The following is a 17,211-nucleotide window of genomic DNA, read 5'->3' as shown; positions in this document are numbered from 1 at the left end:
ATAGAACAACGTCTATATATATAATTGGCATAAAAGTATATGTTGCAGGGAATAGCTAATATATAACAAAAAAAAGGTGAAACAATAGTTTCACCTTTAAATTTATAATTATACCATTTTCTTAATCTGGTCGACATGGTATGAATAATACATACTTGGAGTGTATTTATCTGAATAAAGCATTACTGCCTTCTTAGCATCACGGATAATCGCAACATTGATAGTTGAAATAATCCCTTGTCTAGTACGAATAAATACAATTTGTTTCACTTTATCTTTTTCTTCTTCATTTAAGTCTTCAATTTCTCTGATCTGAGTAATTAACATCTTATCAACACGTTTTTTCTCTTTAGCGAACTCTCTGTATAGCTTTTGAACTTCTTCATCTACTATATCTAGAAAGTATTCGTTAACTGAGTCTTTGATAAGAACAACCACTTCGAATATATATCCTTTGAACATTTGCTTTATATCGTCCTTTTTAATCCTGTAGTAAAAGGTATGTATGTCATCATCACTGAATAACACATAATCTTGTTTATTTAAGTAATTGTAGAACCCTTCTTTTGTAAGTAATCTATTGGTAGTAAGTGGGTTTCCGGGACTTGCGTGTATTCTTGCGGAAAACGATAGGTTTGTTAGTTGATCAACTCTTGATTTAAAGAATGAAGTAACAGGAAGCATCAATAACATGATACCAAAGATAATTGCAAATGCAGTTCCTTGATTTTCTAGTGTAAGTAATGCAACAATCGCTAAAGTAATTGCTATTGCTACGCTTAACACTAAACTTATCATTGTTATTACAAACTTTCTATGAATTTGCTTTTTCTCATCCATAAGTAACTTGTCCTGCAAGAACAGCTGCTACCGCTACAAGTATTATAGAAGCTACTAGTAACTCCTTAAAGAATGTAGTAGTAATGACTTGTTCTCTTTCCTCTTTATATTCTCTTAATGATGGATAATGTTTTCTATAGTTCTTAATAAAGAACCTGTTGAAACTATATCTCATTCCGTAAAAGATTTCGTATGATCCAGTTTGTACTATTATTGCTGGAAAGAATACTATGATCCCAACAACAAATAATGCATTTGATGTGTATTCATAATCCAATCCTGAACTATAGACTAAGCTTTGTAAACCGTATGCCAGTAATACCAAAACGATAATCATAATAATGAATCTAATTGGTTTCATTTATTTTTTTAAGTTCGCTTGATATTTGTCATATTCTGCTTGGTTACATAATACAAAGTGATTTGGCTCTACTTCACGAAGTGTAGGAGCTTCCTCAGAATAATCATGTTCCATCATAGGATTATAGTTAGCTAATTTTCCTCTAGCCTTCTCGAATGTAGGGTCAGGTAATGGAATTGAATCGATTAATGATAATGTGTAAGGGTGGAACGGGTTGTGGAAGATTTTATCTTTGTCTCCCATTTCAACAATACGTCCAAAGTACATTACTGCAACACGGTCACTGAAGTATTTTACTACAGATAAATCATGTGCAATGAATAAAATAGTGATTCCCTTGTTTTCTCTTAAATCGTTCAATAAGTTAATTACTTGTGCTCTAATCGATACATCTAATGCACTAATAGGCTCATCAGCAATTATGAAAGTAGGTTCAACAACTAAGGCTCTTGCGATACCGATACGTTGACGTTGTCCACCACTAAATTCATGAGGATAACGTGAAGCATGTTCAGGTACTAACCCTACTGTAGTTAATGCTTCTTTAACCATTCTATCTATAACAACTTCATTTTTTAATCCATTGATACGTAATCCCTCAGCAATAATTTCTTTTACTGTCATACGAGGGTTTAATGATGCGATTGGATCTTGGAAGATCATTTGCATCTTACGCATTAATAATCTGTTTTTATGAATTAAGTTATAACGGTGTGTGCTTATATCTTGCTTCATACGAACGCGATTCATTTTTAATTCTCTTTGTTGAGCTTTTAAATCTTTTTTAAGTTCTTTAATTTTAGCTGCTTCTATAGAACCATTTTGTAGTTCTGATAGAAGTCTATCAATATCAGCCTTGATTTCAGTTTCTAACTCGTCATATTCAGTAACAATTGCTTGGTACTCTGCAGATTCAGGAGTAAATGCTTTTGCTTGTTCTCTTGCATCTTCATCAATTTGACGTTCGAAATATCTGTCTCTCTTAGCTTGTCTAAATACTTGGAATCCAGCATCTTTTTCAACGTTGAATGTAGCATTTACTTTAGCAACTTCTTCAGTATATTGTTCTTGTGTAATTTTATTGCTTTCTAATTGAGCTTTATAATCAGCTAATGCTGTATTTTTATCTTGATTTAATCTTTGTAAAAGTGATTTGTATGTTGCTTTCGCCTCTTTAACATCACTTACGATACGTGTACCATGGAAATGTACTTCTCCACCTGTTGATGGATATAGCTTAATAATAGTACGACCAGTTGTAGTTTTCCCACATCCTGATTCACCTACTAAACTGAATACTTCTCCTTTGAATATATCAAATGAGATATCATCCACAGCTTTAACGACGATCTTGTTTCGTCCAGAACCTGATTTGAAATATTGTTTCAGGTTTCTTACACTTAAAATTACTTCTCTGTTACTCAACTTGATCACCTTCATTCATCTTGCTTGCTGCTTTTTGTTTTGCGATTGAAGCTTTTGCTTCTTCTTTGTATTTTTTAACACGTAAACCGATTATGCTAGGCATTTCGATTTTCGGTGCATCCGGATGTAATAACCAAGTTGCTGCATAATGTGTATCAGTAACTTTAAAGAACGGCGGGCGTTCCTCAAAATCAATTTTTAAAGCATACTTGTTTCTATCTGCAAATGCATCTCCTTTTGGAGGGAATAGCATATCTGGAGGCGTACCAGGTATACTTAATAATTTATCTGTTGTATCTAAATCAGGAACACTTGATAATAATGCCCATGTGTAAGGATGTTGTGGCTCGTAGAAGATTTCTTCTGCTTCACCGTATTCAACAATCTTACCAGCATACATTACTGCAACACGGTCTGCCATGTTAGCAACAACTCCAAGGTCATGCGTGATAAATACTACTGATAATTCACGTTCTTTTTTAATATCTTTAATTAATTTTAAGATTTGCCCTTGAATCGTAACGTCTAATGCTGTAGTTGGCTCATCACAAATTAATACTTCAGGGTTAGCAGTTAACGCGATAGCGATAACGATACGTTGTCTCATACCACCACTGAATTGGAATGGGTATTGTTCAAAACGCTTTTCAGGTTCTGGAATCCCAACCTCAGTCATAACTTGAATTGTACGTTCTCTAGCTTCTTTTTTTGTTACTTTGAAACGTCTAGTGAACTCTTCTCTAGTTACAGCAAGTTCTTGTTTAACTTCTTCAATTTGACCTTTTAATTCTTCATTTTGAGATGTTTTGTAATCAGCTTGTAACTCTGAAATTCTAGCTTGAATTTTAGATAAAGTTTCTTTACGTTCTTGAAGAACTTCTTTCTTCTCAGCCAGAACAATTGCTTTTGCTTCTTTTTTCTTAGCTTTGTATTTAGCTTTTAAATCAGGTAGTAAAGCTTTCTCTTTTGCGATCAATGCAGTTTTTTCTGCTTTGAATGCAACAAATTGAGCTTTCTTTTCTTCATTAGATAATTCTTCATCTTTATTAATCTCAAATTGCTTATTTTTAATATCATCTTTTAAGATGTTAATTAAAGTTACTTTGTTTAAATAATCATGGAATTCATGGTGATATAAATCACGCATTCTGTTCTTGATACGGTTACCATTCACTAACATTGCTTCAGTGATTTGCTTACCGATTTTCATAATTGGATTTAAACTTGATAGTGGATCCTGGAAGATCATACCAATTTTGTTACCACGAATCTTATGGAAGTTCGCTTCTGATAACTTAGTTAAATCCTGGTTACGATAATTAATTTCTCCACCATTGATAACACCATTACGAGCAAGAATACCCATAATAGTACGTAAAGTTACTGATTTCCCAGAACCAGACTCTCCAACGATAGCTAACGTTTCATTTTTTTCAAGTTCAAATGAAACATCTCTTACTGCACGAACTAAACCATTTGGTGTTTTAAATGCTACTGATAAATTCTTGACTTCTAATACGATATCTTTACTCATTATTCGCTACCTCTTAACTGTGGATTTAATGCATCTCTAAGTGCATTACCAAACATATTAAACGTTATCATCAGGATTGAAACGATGATCGTTGGGAAAATAATTAGCCATAGATTTCCAGCAAAAATTTGTTGTTGTCCATCATTTAAAATAACACCAATTGAAGTACCAGTTAATTCTACTGGACCAATTTTTAATGATTGTCCATTACCAATACCAAATCCTAAGTAAGATAAGTTAACTTCTAAGAAGATAACAGCTGGGATACTTAAGATAACTCTAGTTACGATTGTACCAAGAGCATTTGGTAAGATATGTTTGAATATAATTCTTCTATCTGACGCACCTAATGTACGTGCAGCTAATACATATTCTCTACCTTTATAACGATAGAATTGAAGTCTTGTAACTTTAGCAACTCTAATCCATCCATCATAAATCAAGAAGATAAATAAGGCTAAGAATCCGGGACCAATCAATACGGTAATAATACCGATCATTGTAATCTGTGGGAAACTTCCCCATATATCTGTAAATCTTTCCATTAGTATATCTACTTGTCCACCATAGTAAGCACTGATTGCTCCCCATATAACTCCAACAACGATATTAACTAATGATGCTAAGAATCCTAATAACAATGAAGTTCTAAGTCCTAACCATATTAATGTAAATAAATCTTTACCAAATACATCTGTACCGAATGGGAAGAATGGTGTGCTATCAAATTCATTAGCATACGCTCCATCCATCATTACATACATATTTCCGTAAGTTACTCCACCTACAGTAATGAAATCATCACCAACAACTTCAGTTAATGGATAACCATCACCAAATAACCATGCACTAGCATCACCTGGGTAATCAGGGTGCTCGTTAATGATACTAGCTTCCATACCTGGATTATCATCTAAGATTTGTTGGTATTCAACAAATCCAATAATTCTTTCTTGTGGTGCAAATAAAGCACCATACACGTCATATGTGAAGTCAGCTACTTGGTATAAAGCTCCATCACGTAGGAAACGTCCGTTTTCTTCATCTTCATTATATGAAACTTGAGCAAAACGTGATAAACGGTATCCATCAAACACATCATCTTCAAGAGTTGAAGCAGCACCTAAGCTGAATTCTCTATCTAATACTACTGAGTTTAATACAATTCCTTCACTACCATCTGTACTAGTTTCATCTATTTCATATTGAATTGCGATTTTACCTACAGTACCATCAGCTATTCCAGTTGTAGCAAAAGTATGAACTCCTGCTGCTGTAATAGTACCAAGTACAGTATATTCTGACCATGCAACTGGAGTTTCTGTATCAGCAATAAACATTACAGTTACAGTTCCACCAAATTCCATAGCTTCAACATCGACAACAAATTGACTATCTGCTTCGACAGTAATTAGATATACAACATCATCGCCAGAATCTTCATCTACTGTGTTATCTGGTGAAACAATTGTAAATCTGTCTTTATCATAATTTATATAAAGTTCATTCGTACCACCAACATAAAGTGGACTTGGAATTGACCCTACTAATTTATAATTTACTAATGTATCCATGTCGATATAATCAGGTGAGAACCCAAGTGGATACCCGATTCCAGTAACTGGATCTATTGTATCAACATCAACAGGTTGTTCTTCAAAGTCTTTTGTACCATCTAAGATTCCTAATTTTTCAATTAAAGGCATTCTTGGTGGCAACGTAGATAAGTTTGAATTTGTTTGGTTATAATATCTTGCTGGTGTAATCATTGGAACAACGATACTTAATAAGATCATAACCAATAATATAATTGATGCAATTACATTATACTTATTTTTCCCAAATCGCAACATAGCATCTTGGAAATAAGTTAATTGCTTTGTTTTCAGCGGTTTGTCTAGAAGGCGGTCTGAGTCTTGAACTAAAGTAAAATAGTCCTTTGGATAATTTTTATTCATTATTTCTTCGCCCCCATTCTGATTTGTGGATCAACTAAACCATATGATAAATCGACGATTAGTACAGTAAATAAACCAATAATACTGTAGAATGCACTTGAAGACATAATTACATTGTAATCATAGTTTCCAGCTGTTAACGCCTGAAGCGTAACACGACCTACACCAGGTACGGCATACACTTTTTCTAAGATGAATGATCCACCCAGTAACCCTGCGAATGAACCAATAACTATTGGTAACATTGGTACGATTGAGTTTCTGATTGCATGTCTTAATACTGCTTGTGTATGACTTAATCCTTTTGTTTTTGCTAGTAGTACGAATTCTGACGTTAATACCTCAGATAATTCTGCACGTAGCATTCTTGTAAATCCAGCAATTGCAGGTAAACCACTTGCAACGATTGGGATTACAAATCCTTTAGCTATTGCCCAGAACCCTTGATGCGATACAATCGGGAACAAGGACGGCAAGAAGTTATCCATCTTGTAACTAAATACGATAATTAATAACAAGATAAATACTAATGCTGGTAAGCTTAAGAACAGCATAATAACGATTTGCATGATATTGTCTACGAACGTATCTTTTTTTAACGCTGCGATAATACCAAATGCGAAACCGAATGGTAAATAGAAGAACAATGTAGCTAAGTTCAGTGTTAACGTAATAGGCATTCTGTCAGCTATAACAGTAAATGCCGGAACATTAACTCGAATCTTAGTAGATTCTCCCCAGTTCCAGTCCGTTACTACATTCTTTAACCATTGAACATATTGTTGTGCGATAGGCACACGATAAAACACCTTAACAACCGTACTGTCGCTAACAGGATTAACGATGAATACTGTCTTGTTGATGTTTTCGTTTGTATTACGGATGTAATCTACTTCATCCATGTGTTCTGGATTTCCTACATCATAATACTGACTTGTGTAATAACCATCAACAACTTGCTTCTCTAGCCAAGTATCTTTTTGGTCGTTTTTCGTTGGTGGATATTCTGGCGCTAATTTTAGTAAAACAAATGTTATTGTTAACACTGCTACTAAGATTAAGAAGATCCAGATTACCCTTTGGATAATGTACTTTGTCATAAAATCTCTTCCTCACTATTATAAAATTACTCTTTTAAAACAATTATACCAAACTCCGTCTAAATATACAACGATATAATAGTAAAAAATGAAGGGGAATCACTATTGTTTTCCAATAGAACGATTCCCCAAACATTTTATATTAATTGCATTAAATTTAGTTTATAAATTTATCAATTTGTTAAGCTTATAACCAAGCCCAACCGATGTAATAACCATCTACGAATAATACTAAGTAAACGTCAGTTCCACCGTATGTACCACCCCAAGTAACAGCGTAAGCTTGTACGATTTCAGCAGGTACAGCTCCAGCTTCTGCTACTAAGTCAGCATAAGTTGTAATTCCTAATCCAGCTAAGTATGCATCAGCAAGAACACCAGCGTCATCAGTAATTTGAGCTCCAACAGAGATTAATTCATAATCTGCATGAGTTTCAATTGCTGTAAATAAGTCAGTGAATAATCCAGCTTCAGTATTCATTTCGTATTTACCGTCTTTAACGTTTAATACGTATAATGAGTTTTTACCAGATGCAGTAACAACGATATATGCTTCAATTGAATCAATTTGATCGTCTTCATCAGCTAAGTTAGCTAAAGTGTCACCTAATACATATTCTGCAATTGTAGATCCGTCTGATGAAGAAGCAAATTCTTCTCCAGCCATATCTAAGTATGCATTGATTAATGTAGCTGAGTCTTCCCAAGCACTTTGTTCAATACCATCCATGATATAAACTTTACCATTGATAGCTTCAACTAAAGCATTGTAAGCCCAGATTTCAGTAATTGTATCTCCATCTAAGTTCTCATAAGTAACTTCGATGTTAGGAGTATGAGTATCGATACCCCAGTTTAATGTAAATCCAGATTTGTTATTGTCATTATAAACGTCTAAGAAACTAGGTGCGTCTAATAATGAACCACTGATTCCACCAATTCCTAAATCGGTATTAGCGATCATCATGAAGTTATAATAGTTATCTGGGAATGCAACATCATTAATTGTAACGATAACTTGAACATGGTTCACGTCATCAACTAATAATGATTCATATTGTTGTTTAATTTCTGCAACCATAGCTTGTGCACCTGTGTTACCACTTGATGCATAAGTTAATACTAATTCGATTTCAGTTGGAGCTTCTGCAGTACCTGCAGAGTAATATCCATCAGCAATACCTTGAGCAACAGCAGCTTTGAATAAAGCAACAGCAGCATCTGGGAAGTAACCGAATGATTCTCCAGCATATGTATCTAAAGTAGCTTGTCCAGCTTCTGTACCACGTACAGAGATTCCTGATTCACCATCTAAGAAATAAGTAGCAGCGAAGTGAGTTGCAGCTGGTAAATAAGTTTTAACTACGTCTACGGCAGCAGTTTTTCTGTCGAATCCATAGTATAAAGCTTGTTTCATTTCTGTATATCCTAAGATTGGTTCTGGAACGAATGTTTCAGATAAACCAAATTCAGGGTATTGTGCGATAAATGCATCACGATTAGCTTCAGTTCCAAATCCATTGATTTGTAATCTCCAAGTAGTTGCACCTGGGCTTACTTTAACACGTGGATCTTGTCCATAAGCATCAACTTGAGATGCAGGAACAGCAGCTGTATCTAAACGTCCAGCTAAGAATTCAGCGAAAATACTATCTGAACCATCAACGAAACGATATTGGTAACCAGTATAGTGGAACATTGCGCTATCTGGATGTGCATCATTTTTCTTGAATGTTAAGAATTGTCCTGGAGTCCAAGTTTCGAAGTAGTATACACCACTTGAAGCTACTTCTTCAGGAGTTAATCCGTAAGAACCTTCTTCTCCACCTAATGCCATGAATAATTCTTCATTGATAGGAGTTAAAGAGTTAGCGAACATATATTTTATGTCGAATGCAGTTTTTTCAGTTGTGAATTCGATTTCTAAAACATTAGTTTCACCATCAGCCATACGTAATCCAACTTCATCAAATGTTACTGAACCAGCTAAATAATCAGAAATTCCTTTTACACCATGTGTAATGAAATCTCCACCACCAGAGATAGCTCTAAACCATGAGTTATCTAAAGCGTGTTGCCATGTCCATAAGTAATCATTTGCATCTAATACTTCATGTCCTGCAGGTAATCCTGAAACATCAGTATCTGGATGATATGTCCAAGTTAAGTTATCTTTTAATTCAATTTGCCAGATGTAAGCATATTCTTTACCATTTTGATCTGTACCATTTACAGCCATAGGCTCACCATCTGCTAAACTACCATTAATTTCATAACCTGTTTTTGAAGCATCAAAGTAGAAGTCATATAATCCACCTGTGAATAATTCAACGAAATCAGATGTAGATGAATCATCAGCTTCCCAAGGGTTTAATCCTGTAGGATCTGTGTTGAAAGAACCACGCCAAGTGTACTCTCCAACTTCACCCATAACTTCACCGAACATAAGTACGTTAGAATCATCTTGAGTAAATTGTGAGAAACTAGCACCAAATGCCATAACTCCATTATATGTTTCACTGAATAATTGTGTTCTTTCAGAGAACATTACACGTGCCGCACTTCTATATAGAGGTACCCCACCAGCAACTGTATCTAAAAGATAATTTTCTAATTCAGCAAATAAAATACCTTTTTGCTCTACGTTTAATTTTGATAAATCAATTCCGCTTAAGTAATTTGCTAAGTAAACACCAACGTTTACAGTAACTAATAACTCTGCTGATTTACCTCCGTCATCAGTAACAGTTAATACAACATTGTATACACCTTCAGTGTTTACATCTACTGCATCTCCACTTACAACGATTGAACCAGTAAGGTCACCGTCTTCAGCATCTGCTGCTGTAACTCCCTCAAGAGGGTTGTAGCTAGAACCTAAAGTTAAACTAACTTCTGTAGCACCACTAATTGTAGGTGCATTGTTAACAACAGGATCTTTTCCACATGCTGCAAATGATAATACAAGTGCAAGCATTGTAAATACTAATAAAAACTTTTTCATAAAATCTCTCCTTTTCTCTTTATATATTTAAATTATACCAAAATAAGGCAATAAATAAACATTTATTTGTTTTTTTTTACATGAAAACGATATCAAGGTTTTTTTTTACAACTTTTTTCTTTCTATATATATAAATATAGTTTGAAACCTAAATTAAACCTGAATTAGTCGTTTGCTAATATATCCAATAATACGCTTTCTGTATAGATATCATCAATTGCGATTGGATAATCAGGAGTAATTCCAAACTCAGTATTGTGATATACGTAAGGATCTTCAACCGTTCCAGTCCCTGTACGGTACGCTGAAACGTTATTTGAACTTGTTGTGAATGCTGTACCATTTGGTAATAAGATTGGAGTAATTGAACATGCTCCACCACCAGATGTTACACCGATAATAGAACCTAATCCGTTTTGCATGAATATAGTTGCCATCTCGTTTGCAGCACTAAATGTTACTGGAGTAATCAATAAAGACCATGTTAATTCGTCATATGCGTCAATTCCAGGAATTTCTACATAATAACTACCATTTCCACCAGTATCACCATCAATTGAGCTTACACGGAATGGATCATCAGTGATAAATCCAACGATTCTGTATAGAGCTCCGATGTTTCCACCTGTGTTCCATGATAAGTCTAAAATGATTTCTTCCAACAATGGAGATTCTTCCATAATTAGATCCATTTGCATTTCGAAGAATACTGCGCTATCAGAATAAACTAAGTCTGTAACGTTTACAGTAATTGGCCATTGATCATCAAATGTTTCAGGAGCATCATCAGATACACCAATATATAATAAATCATAATCAACGTCGAAATCTAATTGAACCATATAATTGATTTCACCAACAGTCATTACATAATAACCATTCTCTTTTTCTTCTTCTGCATCAACATCAGACATGTATGTATAACCAGCTGCTTCTAATGCTGCACCATACGTTGCTACATATGCTTCTGTTGAACCTTTAACAATTATTTCTAATTGCATACGATCTTCAGGTGAATTGTTATAATAGAAGAATTTAGTTCCTTCTCCAATAACAGGAATAATTCCTGAAGCATCATCAACTTCCATTACCTTTTCAATAATCTCTAAATCAAACACAGAATTCTCTTCAATATCTGCAGTTGAGAAATCATCAAGTGATAACATAACAGTTGTTTTTTCTTCATCTAAGAACCAGAAGTAAGGTCTATTTGGACCATATGCATTCCATCCATCAGGATTGGCTCCCCATTTTACTTCTAATACATCATCAACGGCGAATAACCCTTGATAGTACCAACCTGTAAAACGTGTACCATAGAATGCTAAGTTATTTGTTTCTGGACCATCCCATCTTGAACTATTGAAATATGAAGCATATCCATAGCTCGTATGAGGTTCATCTAATCCTTTTAATAATAAATCTCTCATCGCATAATCAAAATCTTCTGCGTCTTGAGTCATTAAATCATCTTTTTGATCAAATAACATTGTGTAGTATGTATCTACATTCATAATGTCTTTTAATCCGTATAAGTTATCTAAGTCAAACGCAAGCATATAGAATGTATGAACTAATAAATCTGCAGGAATATCTGCGTTATTCATAGAACTACTTCTTATTGTTTTCATTTCCTTGCTATCAGCATCAGGTAAACTATAGATTCCGTATAATCCATCAAAGTTGTAATATACATTGTAATATGAAGAACCAGCTAATAATTGATTAGCCATATAATAAGGAAGAACTACATCCCCTTCATGTACAACGATATCCATGTTGAAATCATCTAGATCATAAATGATGTTTTCACCTTCGTCTGAATCAGAGTCAGGATTTTCAAAATCGTACTCGATATGTCTACCATAATTAGTTTCAGTAGAATACACATAAGCCCAGTAAAACGCTGGATCATTAGTAGTAACAGTATTTTCAATTGAATCTACAGTTAATATTAAATCATATGTTTCATCTTCGTCTTCATCATAGTATTGATAGAAAATCTCTAATACACCATCTGTAGTTGTATATGTGAACTCAACTTCAGGATCAACAAATCCTTCAAGTAGTCCCATAAAATCTTCTACTTTTACATATGGCACTGAACCATTTTCTTCAAAGTAAACATTTAAAGTACCATCAGCAACATCATATTCAGTTGTAAGGTTTTCAAATACCAATTCCTTTGATTCACTGATAACTACTTCACCAGGTGCTTCAATAGAAATATCGTAACTTTTTGTTAATGTTTCTTCATTTAAAGTAAATGTAGCCGTTATTGTTTCAGTGAAAGCAACTCCACCAGGCATTAACGGTAAGATGATACCTTCTTCTGAAATATAATCCGATTCAATATCCCAAGATACTCTTGTATCATGAAGATCTAATCGAGTGTCTAAATCAACAAAGCTATCTACATCAAACATAGTTGCTTCAAATTGTGCAATGTCTAAAGCCATAGCTTCTGCATCTGTTAATACCCAGATAGCAGATAAATCTACATTTTCAGTAATTGCGACAGTAAAATCAAATGGAATTGTTTCATCTTCTTCGTACCAATACGAGAACATGTATCCATCTTTTGTAGGATCTGTAGGCGCGCTTGCCTTTTCACCTTCATTAATAGTGAGTGTGGTCACAGTAGACCCACCATTGCTGTTGAACGTAACATCGTACGTCGTTTTAGAACACGCAGTAAGTGTAAGTGCACTTACCAAAACTAATAGTAATACAGTAATTTTTTTCATATTTCCCCCTTGTAAAAAATTAACTATTATTTATTTCTAACTATTTTAAATAGTATTGAAAACATTGTAATCAAAAACCCGGTGTACTAATAGTAACAACCGGGTCGAATGTCTCTTTATTCGTAACCTAGCTCTTCTTTCTCGTTAAGTACAGCATCTAGTGCTAATACTTCAAGAATAAATGTCAAAACATAAAAGCCTACATGTAAATTTCTAATAAAACCATTCAAATCCCAACCTTGGCCAGTATTTGAGTTATAGTCTTGTGCTAATGCAAAGAATGGATCTAATACTGGTGAGTATCTTAAAAAGATAACAATTGTTAACAGAACTAAGAATACTTTAACTCTTCTTCCAAAATAAAATTCATTCCCAATATTTAACGCAGCTGCGAACAATCCGATATTACATATAACAAGAAGTATGTATGCATATCCTGCTGCAGTACTAAAATCTGCAATTCCACTAACACCAGCGTATATATCAATTATCAAGAACCCTGTGTTAATCCCTAATAATGAATACCCAGCAACCTTAAGTAAGGGTATTTCTGTTATTGATAACAGTATTATTACGGGAACACTAGTAATGATTAATTGATTTACTATGCTCATTATCATTATGCTTATTTCATTATAAGCATTCAGTTCTACTAATATTTGCGGAACAACCCAATATGTAAAAGCAAATATAAATGTAAATGTTATTCCAAAAACTAATCTATTCATTTGTTTCAAACCCCTAAAATCAAATTTGTTTATCCACTACATATCACGCCATAACCTTACTTATTATATTTTATCACAATTTCGGGCAAACATAAACACTAAAAAAAAACCATTTTTATATTTAGAAGGTATTATATAATAATACCTTACATTTCTAGTACCTCGTTTCACTCATATGTGTTAGCTCATTTGGACATTAGTTTTCATTTTTAATGCATTATTAACAAAATATATGATTCAAAATATATTCATCGCTTATTGACATTGAAGAGTTCGTGTTTTATAATATTGACAGTGTGTCAATATGGAGGTAATTATGAAAAAATATATTGAAATGATCTACAAATATAAGAAAGCGTTAAAAGTACTACTGGCATTGTCAGTTGTTATGAGCGTTATTGGTATATTCAGAATTGAAATGAATACAGACTTTGCATTGTTTTCAACTAACGACTCTAAGTATGAAGAACAGTTGGATGATTTAAATGAATCTTTTGGGAATTTAAATCAAATAGTCATTGTAATAGAACATGACGAGTTTACAACAATTGAGCAAAATGACTTATACAACATTCAACGTGATTTAGGAGATATAAATGAAGTTCTTCAAATACAAGGCGTTGCACCGGAATCAATAAATGCTAATGGTGCAAGTATTCCCTTTTTAACCGCTTCTACTGATATGTTAGAAACGTTTTACTCTAGCTTTGATGAATTCTCACCACTTACAGTAATTGATGATGTATACTATTCATCTTTTACAGTGTTTATAGGTGAGTCGTTTAATACAAAAGAAGTAAATGATATAGAGGAATTATTAGGTGAATATTCTTATGAGTTTTACATCTCAGGAGACAATTATTCACAGTCAAAAATAACCGATTATATAATTCGTATTCTTCTAATACTTCCCCCGCTTGCCTTATTAACTATATTACTTGTATTTAGATGGCAGATGAAGGCAATCAAACCTACACTATTCAGTGTCTTACCTGCAGCCATTGGTTCACTATGGACCTTAGGATTGGTTGGTTGGATCGGAAATGAAGTATCTATTTTAACAGCAGTAGTCCCAATCTTTATTATCGTTATTGGATCCGCAGATGGACTTCATTTTATGTCTCATTATCAAGACGCTAAAATTGAGAAAAACGAAACTAAAAAAGCACTTCAGCAAACATTAGTTATAGTTGGTATCCCGATGATAGTAACTACCCTTACCTCTATGGTTGGATTCTTAAGTTTACTATCAATGAATACTGATTCCATTTATGACCTGGCAATATTTAGTGCATTAGGTATTCTACTTGCAGGTGTCGCAACCTGGTTGGTTTTACCACTTATTTTATCGCATGAAATTAATGTCTTACCTAAAAAAATATCAAAATCAAAACTGGATATATCGAAGCCATTCAGAATGTTACGAGGAGTACCAGCATTTATCATAATTATTATGATATTCACAGTGGCATCATTCACAGTTCGAAACATCAATAATGAGTTCAATATGTTGATGGTATACAAAGATTCAACCGAAGTAGCTATAAACGCAAATAAAATTCAAGAGGTTAACGGTGGTAGTATTCCATTCTTTGTTTCAATAGATTTAGATGGCGATCCGATTTCTTTAGCAGATAAAGATATCATCGATCAATATGCAGAAGAACTTCTTGAACTTGATGAAGTTACGAAGGTAATTAATCCATATAGAATATTTGATATTATGTACCAACAACAATCAACTGGTGTTATCCCAAACAACATTGTCCTAGAAAACATGTATAATCAACTCAAAATGGATGAAAGCAATACAATCCATAATCTAATAAACCAAGACAATCAAAAAGTTAGATTACTTGTATTCTCAACTGATTTGGATAATGAGACACTTCAAACAATTGAAGCATATACTGATACGAATGAGAATATGACTATTACTGGAGTACAGTATCTATTGATGGAATTAAACACATCAATTGGGGCAATGCAGTTAAATTCAATATTGATAGCGATTGGACTAGTAATGTTAATGCTTCTCTTTACATTGCGTAGTATTAAAGTTGCTATTATAAGCATACTTCCAATTTCAATTACCGTTCTTGCATTATATGGATTCCTCGGATTAAGTGGGATACCATTAAACATAACAACAGTTATGATTTTCAGTATTACAATAGGAGTAGGGATAGACTACGCTGTTCATTTCAGTAGTGTATATCAGTACTATAAAAAACAAGGTAATTCTAGCTCTGAATCTGTTGAAAAATCATTCAAGAATTCATCTAGACCAATTATAACAAATGCACTTGGGATTTCACTTGGTCTAAGTGCGATGGCATTATCTCCATTGTCGATTCATTTAAACATATCGATTCTAATGTGGATAAGTATGATAGTAAGTGTATTTGTAACTTTAACATTTCTTCCTACAATCTTGTCGAAGATAAAGGAGAATAAAAATGCCTAAGGATATGTTCTATAAGATAAGTAAAGAAAAACAAAATACATTCATCTCAGCTGCAAAAATTGAATTTACAACCAAATCATATTCCGATGTATCTATATTGTCTATCTCAAAACTTGCAGGAATCTCTAGAGGTTCTTTCTATAATTATTTTGATACGGTTGGTGATGTTTTGGAATTCTTGGTTGGAATCTTGAAAACCGAAAGAAAAAGCTACGCACCTGGTTTATTCGAAAAATCAGGGAATGATTTATTCGAATTCGCGAAGAATCTCATTAAATATGATTATGATACATTCACAAGTGAATCTAATTACTCATTATTGAACAATTATTTACAATACTTATCAGTGACAAATAAATCATTCAAAGTATATTTTGTAGATAACATCATTGAGTCTGTTATTGGTACACCTGAAGTTGGACTTATAGATTTCAATAACTACAATAGTTCCAAAGACGAATTTTATACTGCTTTAGAACTTCTTGGAAATTCACTTACAACAATCATTATCCGCGGTAGACAACACAATCAATCAAAAGAAGAAATATTTAATAAATTGGATTTCACTGTTAATTTAATCAAAACTGGTTTACAACATTACACAAAATAAAAAAGGAGAAATCTCCTTTTTTTTATTGATCCTCACAAATTAGTTTGTTCGGTTCTTCTACTTCTTTTGTAATTTCAGTCATATGCCACAGAACACCCGCAGGTCCAATCAAATGAAAAGTTCTTCCATACTCAGCGGTAAATATAGGTTTAAGTTTGATTCCCTCGTAATCGTCTTTTAATTTATCTGCGATTTTGAATAAATCCTCTAAATCCTCAACATATAACTGCATCATTAAGTTTTCAGCCCATTCTTTATTGTAGTATTTCTGAAGAAAGAAACTAAAATCCTCTGTCCCCATTATTGCCAACTCATGGTTTTCCCACATTGTAGGAAATCCTAGGTCATTATAAAATTTCTTTGATGTTTCATAGTCTTTACTTGGTAAAAATGTTCGTAGTAGTTTTATCTTCATAATATCCTACTCCTTCTTAAAT

General features: G+C 33.4%; 11 protein-coding genes and 3 pseudogenes. 2 read left to right on the top strand and 12 right to left on the bottom strand.

Translation table 11 applies throughout. From position 1 onward, the window contains the following. Positions 1–108: 108 nt before the first annotated feature. The 11 genes and pseudogenes from AC2LE6_RS05675 to AC2LE6_RS05625 form a co-directional block, all read right to left on the bottom strand. Positions 109–840 carry a hypothetical protein gene (locus tag AC2LE6_RS05675; RefSeq protein ID WP_484478289.1) on the bottom strand — a complete coding sequence of 244 codons (732 nt, stop codon included), beginning with the start codon at positions 838–840 and terminating at the stop codon, positions 109–111. Further along, entirely contained in the window at positions 833–1,201 is a 369-nt protein-coding gene (locus AC2LE6_RS05670; protein ID WP_484478288.1) for a DUF3899 domain-containing protein, read from the bottom strand. Before AC2LE6_RS05670 ends, AC2LE6_RS05675 begins: the two co-directional genes overlap by 8 nt. Then, positions 1,202–1,921 (bottom strand): annotated as a pseudogene (locus AC2LE6_RS05665) (ATP-binding cassette domain-containing protein); the annotation flags it as partial. Between the two features lie 492 nt (positions 1,922–2,413). Next, positions 2,414–2,641: pseudogene (locus tag AC2LE6_RS05660) on the bottom strand (ATP-binding cassette domain-containing protein); the annotation flags it as partial. Beyond that, complete coding sequence (locus AC2LE6_RS05655; RefSeq protein WP_484478290.1) at positions 2,619–3,773, bottom strand: ABC transporter ATP-binding protein; 1,155 nt, start codon at positions 3,771–3,773, stop codon at positions 2,619–2,621. The gene AC2LE6_RS05655 and the pseudogene AC2LE6_RS05660, both read right to left, overlap by 23 nt. Positions 3,774–3,938: 165 nt before the next feature. Beyond that, positions 3,939–4,160: pseudogene (locus AC2LE6_RS05650) on the bottom strand (ATP-binding cassette domain-containing protein); the annotation flags it as partial. Beyond that, positions 4,160–6,118 carry an ABC transporter permease gene (locus AC2LE6_RS05645; RefSeq protein ID WP_484478287.1) on the bottom strand — a complete coding sequence of 653 codons (1,959 nt, stop codon included), beginning with the start codon at positions 6,116–6,118 and terminating at the stop codon, positions 4,160–4,162. The pseudogene AC2LE6_RS05650 and the gene AC2LE6_RS05645, both read right to left, overlap by 1 nt. Then, positions 6,118–7,218, bottom strand: a complete 1,101-nt coding sequence (locus AC2LE6_RS05640; protein ID WP_484478286.1) for an ABC transporter permease — start codon at positions 7,216–7,218, stop codon at positions 6,118–6,120. The genes AC2LE6_RS05645 and AC2LE6_RS05640 overlap by 1 nt, the downstream gene beginning before the upstream one ends. Positions 7,219–7,405: 187 nt before the next feature. Continuing rightward, positions 7,406–10,222, bottom strand: coding sequence for an ABC transporter substrate-binding protein (locus AC2LE6_RS05635; protein WP_484478285.1), 2,817 nt, complete (start codon positions 10,220–10,222; stop codon positions 7,406–7,408). 164 nt (positions 10,223–10,386) lie between these two features. After that, complete coding sequence (locus AC2LE6_RS05630) at positions 10,387–12,969, bottom strand: InlB B-repeat-containing protein (RefSeq protein WP_484478284.1); 2,583 nt, start codon at positions 12,967–12,969, stop codon at positions 10,387–10,389. A gap of 116 nt (positions 12,970–13,085) precedes the next feature. After that, entirely contained in the window at positions 13,086–13,697 is a 612-nt protein-coding gene (locus tag AC2LE6_RS05625; RefSeq protein WP_484478283.1) for a hypothetical protein, read from the bottom strand. A 316-nt stretch (positions 13,698–14,013) separates the two neighbouring features. Here AC2LE6_RS05625 and AC2LE6_RS05620 point away from each other — a divergent pair, with 316 nt between their 5' ends. Beyond that, positions 14,014–16,164: an efflux RND transporter permease subunit gene (locus tag AC2LE6_RS05620; protein WP_484478282.1), complete on the top strand. Its 2,151-nt coding sequence runs from the start codon at positions 14,014–14,016 to the stop codon at positions 16,162–16,164. Next, the gene (locus AC2LE6_RS05615; RefSeq protein WP_484478281.1) at positions 16,157–16,774 is read left to right on the top strand and encodes a TetR/AcrR family transcriptional regulator; all 618 of its coding nucleotides are present in this window, start codon (positions 16,157–16,159) and stop codon (positions 16,772–16,774) included. Before AC2LE6_RS05620 ends, AC2LE6_RS05615 begins: the two co-directional genes overlap by 8 nt. A gap of 22 nt (positions 16,775–16,796) precedes the next feature. Here the strand turns inward: AC2LE6_RS05615 and AC2LE6_RS05610 are convergent, their stop codons facing one another. Further along, the gene (locus AC2LE6_RS05610; protein ID WP_484478280.1) at positions 16,797–17,189 is read right to left on the bottom strand and encodes a VOC family protein; all 393 of its coding nucleotides are present in this window, start codon (positions 17,187–17,189) and stop codon (positions 16,797–16,799) included. Positions 17,190–17,211: the final 22 nt, after the last annotated feature.

It is taken from the genome of Candidatus Izemoplasma sp. (assembly GCF_982632705.1).
This window is presented reverse-complemented; position numbering and strand designations above follow the sequence as displayed.

Coding starts and splice junctions, on each gene's coding strand:
- AC2LE6_RS05675 (WP_484478289.1), bottom strand. CDS start 840: ATGGATGAGAAAAAGCAAATTCATAGAAAGTTTGTAATAACAATGATA.
- AC2LE6_RS05670 (WP_484478288.1), bottom strand. CDS start 1,201: ATGAAACCAATTAGATTCATTATTATGATTATCGTTTTGGTATTACTG.
- AC2LE6_RS05655 (WP_484478290.1), bottom strand. CDS start 3,773: ATGCGTGATTTATATCACCATGAATTCCATGATTATTTAAACAAAGTA.
- AC2LE6_RS05645 (WP_484478287.1), bottom strand. CDS start 6,118: ATGAATAAAAATTATCCAAAGGACTATTTTACTTTAGTTCAAGACTCA.
- AC2LE6_RS05640 (WP_484478286.1), bottom strand. CDS start 7,218: ATGACAAAGTACATTATCCAAAGGGTAATCTGGATCTTCTTAATCTTA.
- AC2LE6_RS05635 (WP_484478285.1), bottom strand. CDS start 10,222: ATGAAAAAGTTTTTATTAGTATTTACAATGCTTGCACTTGTATTATCA.
- AC2LE6_RS05630 (WP_484478284.1), bottom strand. CDS start 12,969: ATGAAAAAAATTACTGTATTACTATTAGTTTTGGTAAGTGCACTTACA.
- AC2LE6_RS05625 (WP_484478283.1), bottom strand. CDS start 13,697: ATGAATAGATTAGTTTTTGGAATAACATTTACATTTATATTTGCTTTT.
- AC2LE6_RS05620 (WP_484478282.1), top strand. CDS start 14,014: ATGAAAAAATATATTGAAATGATCTACAAATATAAGAAAGCGTTAAAA.
- AC2LE6_RS05615 (WP_484478281.1), top strand. CDS start 16,157: ATGCCTAAGGATATGTTCTATAAGATAAGTAAAGAAAAACAAAATACA.
- AC2LE6_RS05610 (WP_484478280.1), bottom strand. CDS start 17,189: ATGAAGATAAAACTACTACGAACATTTTTACCAAGTAAAGACTATGAA.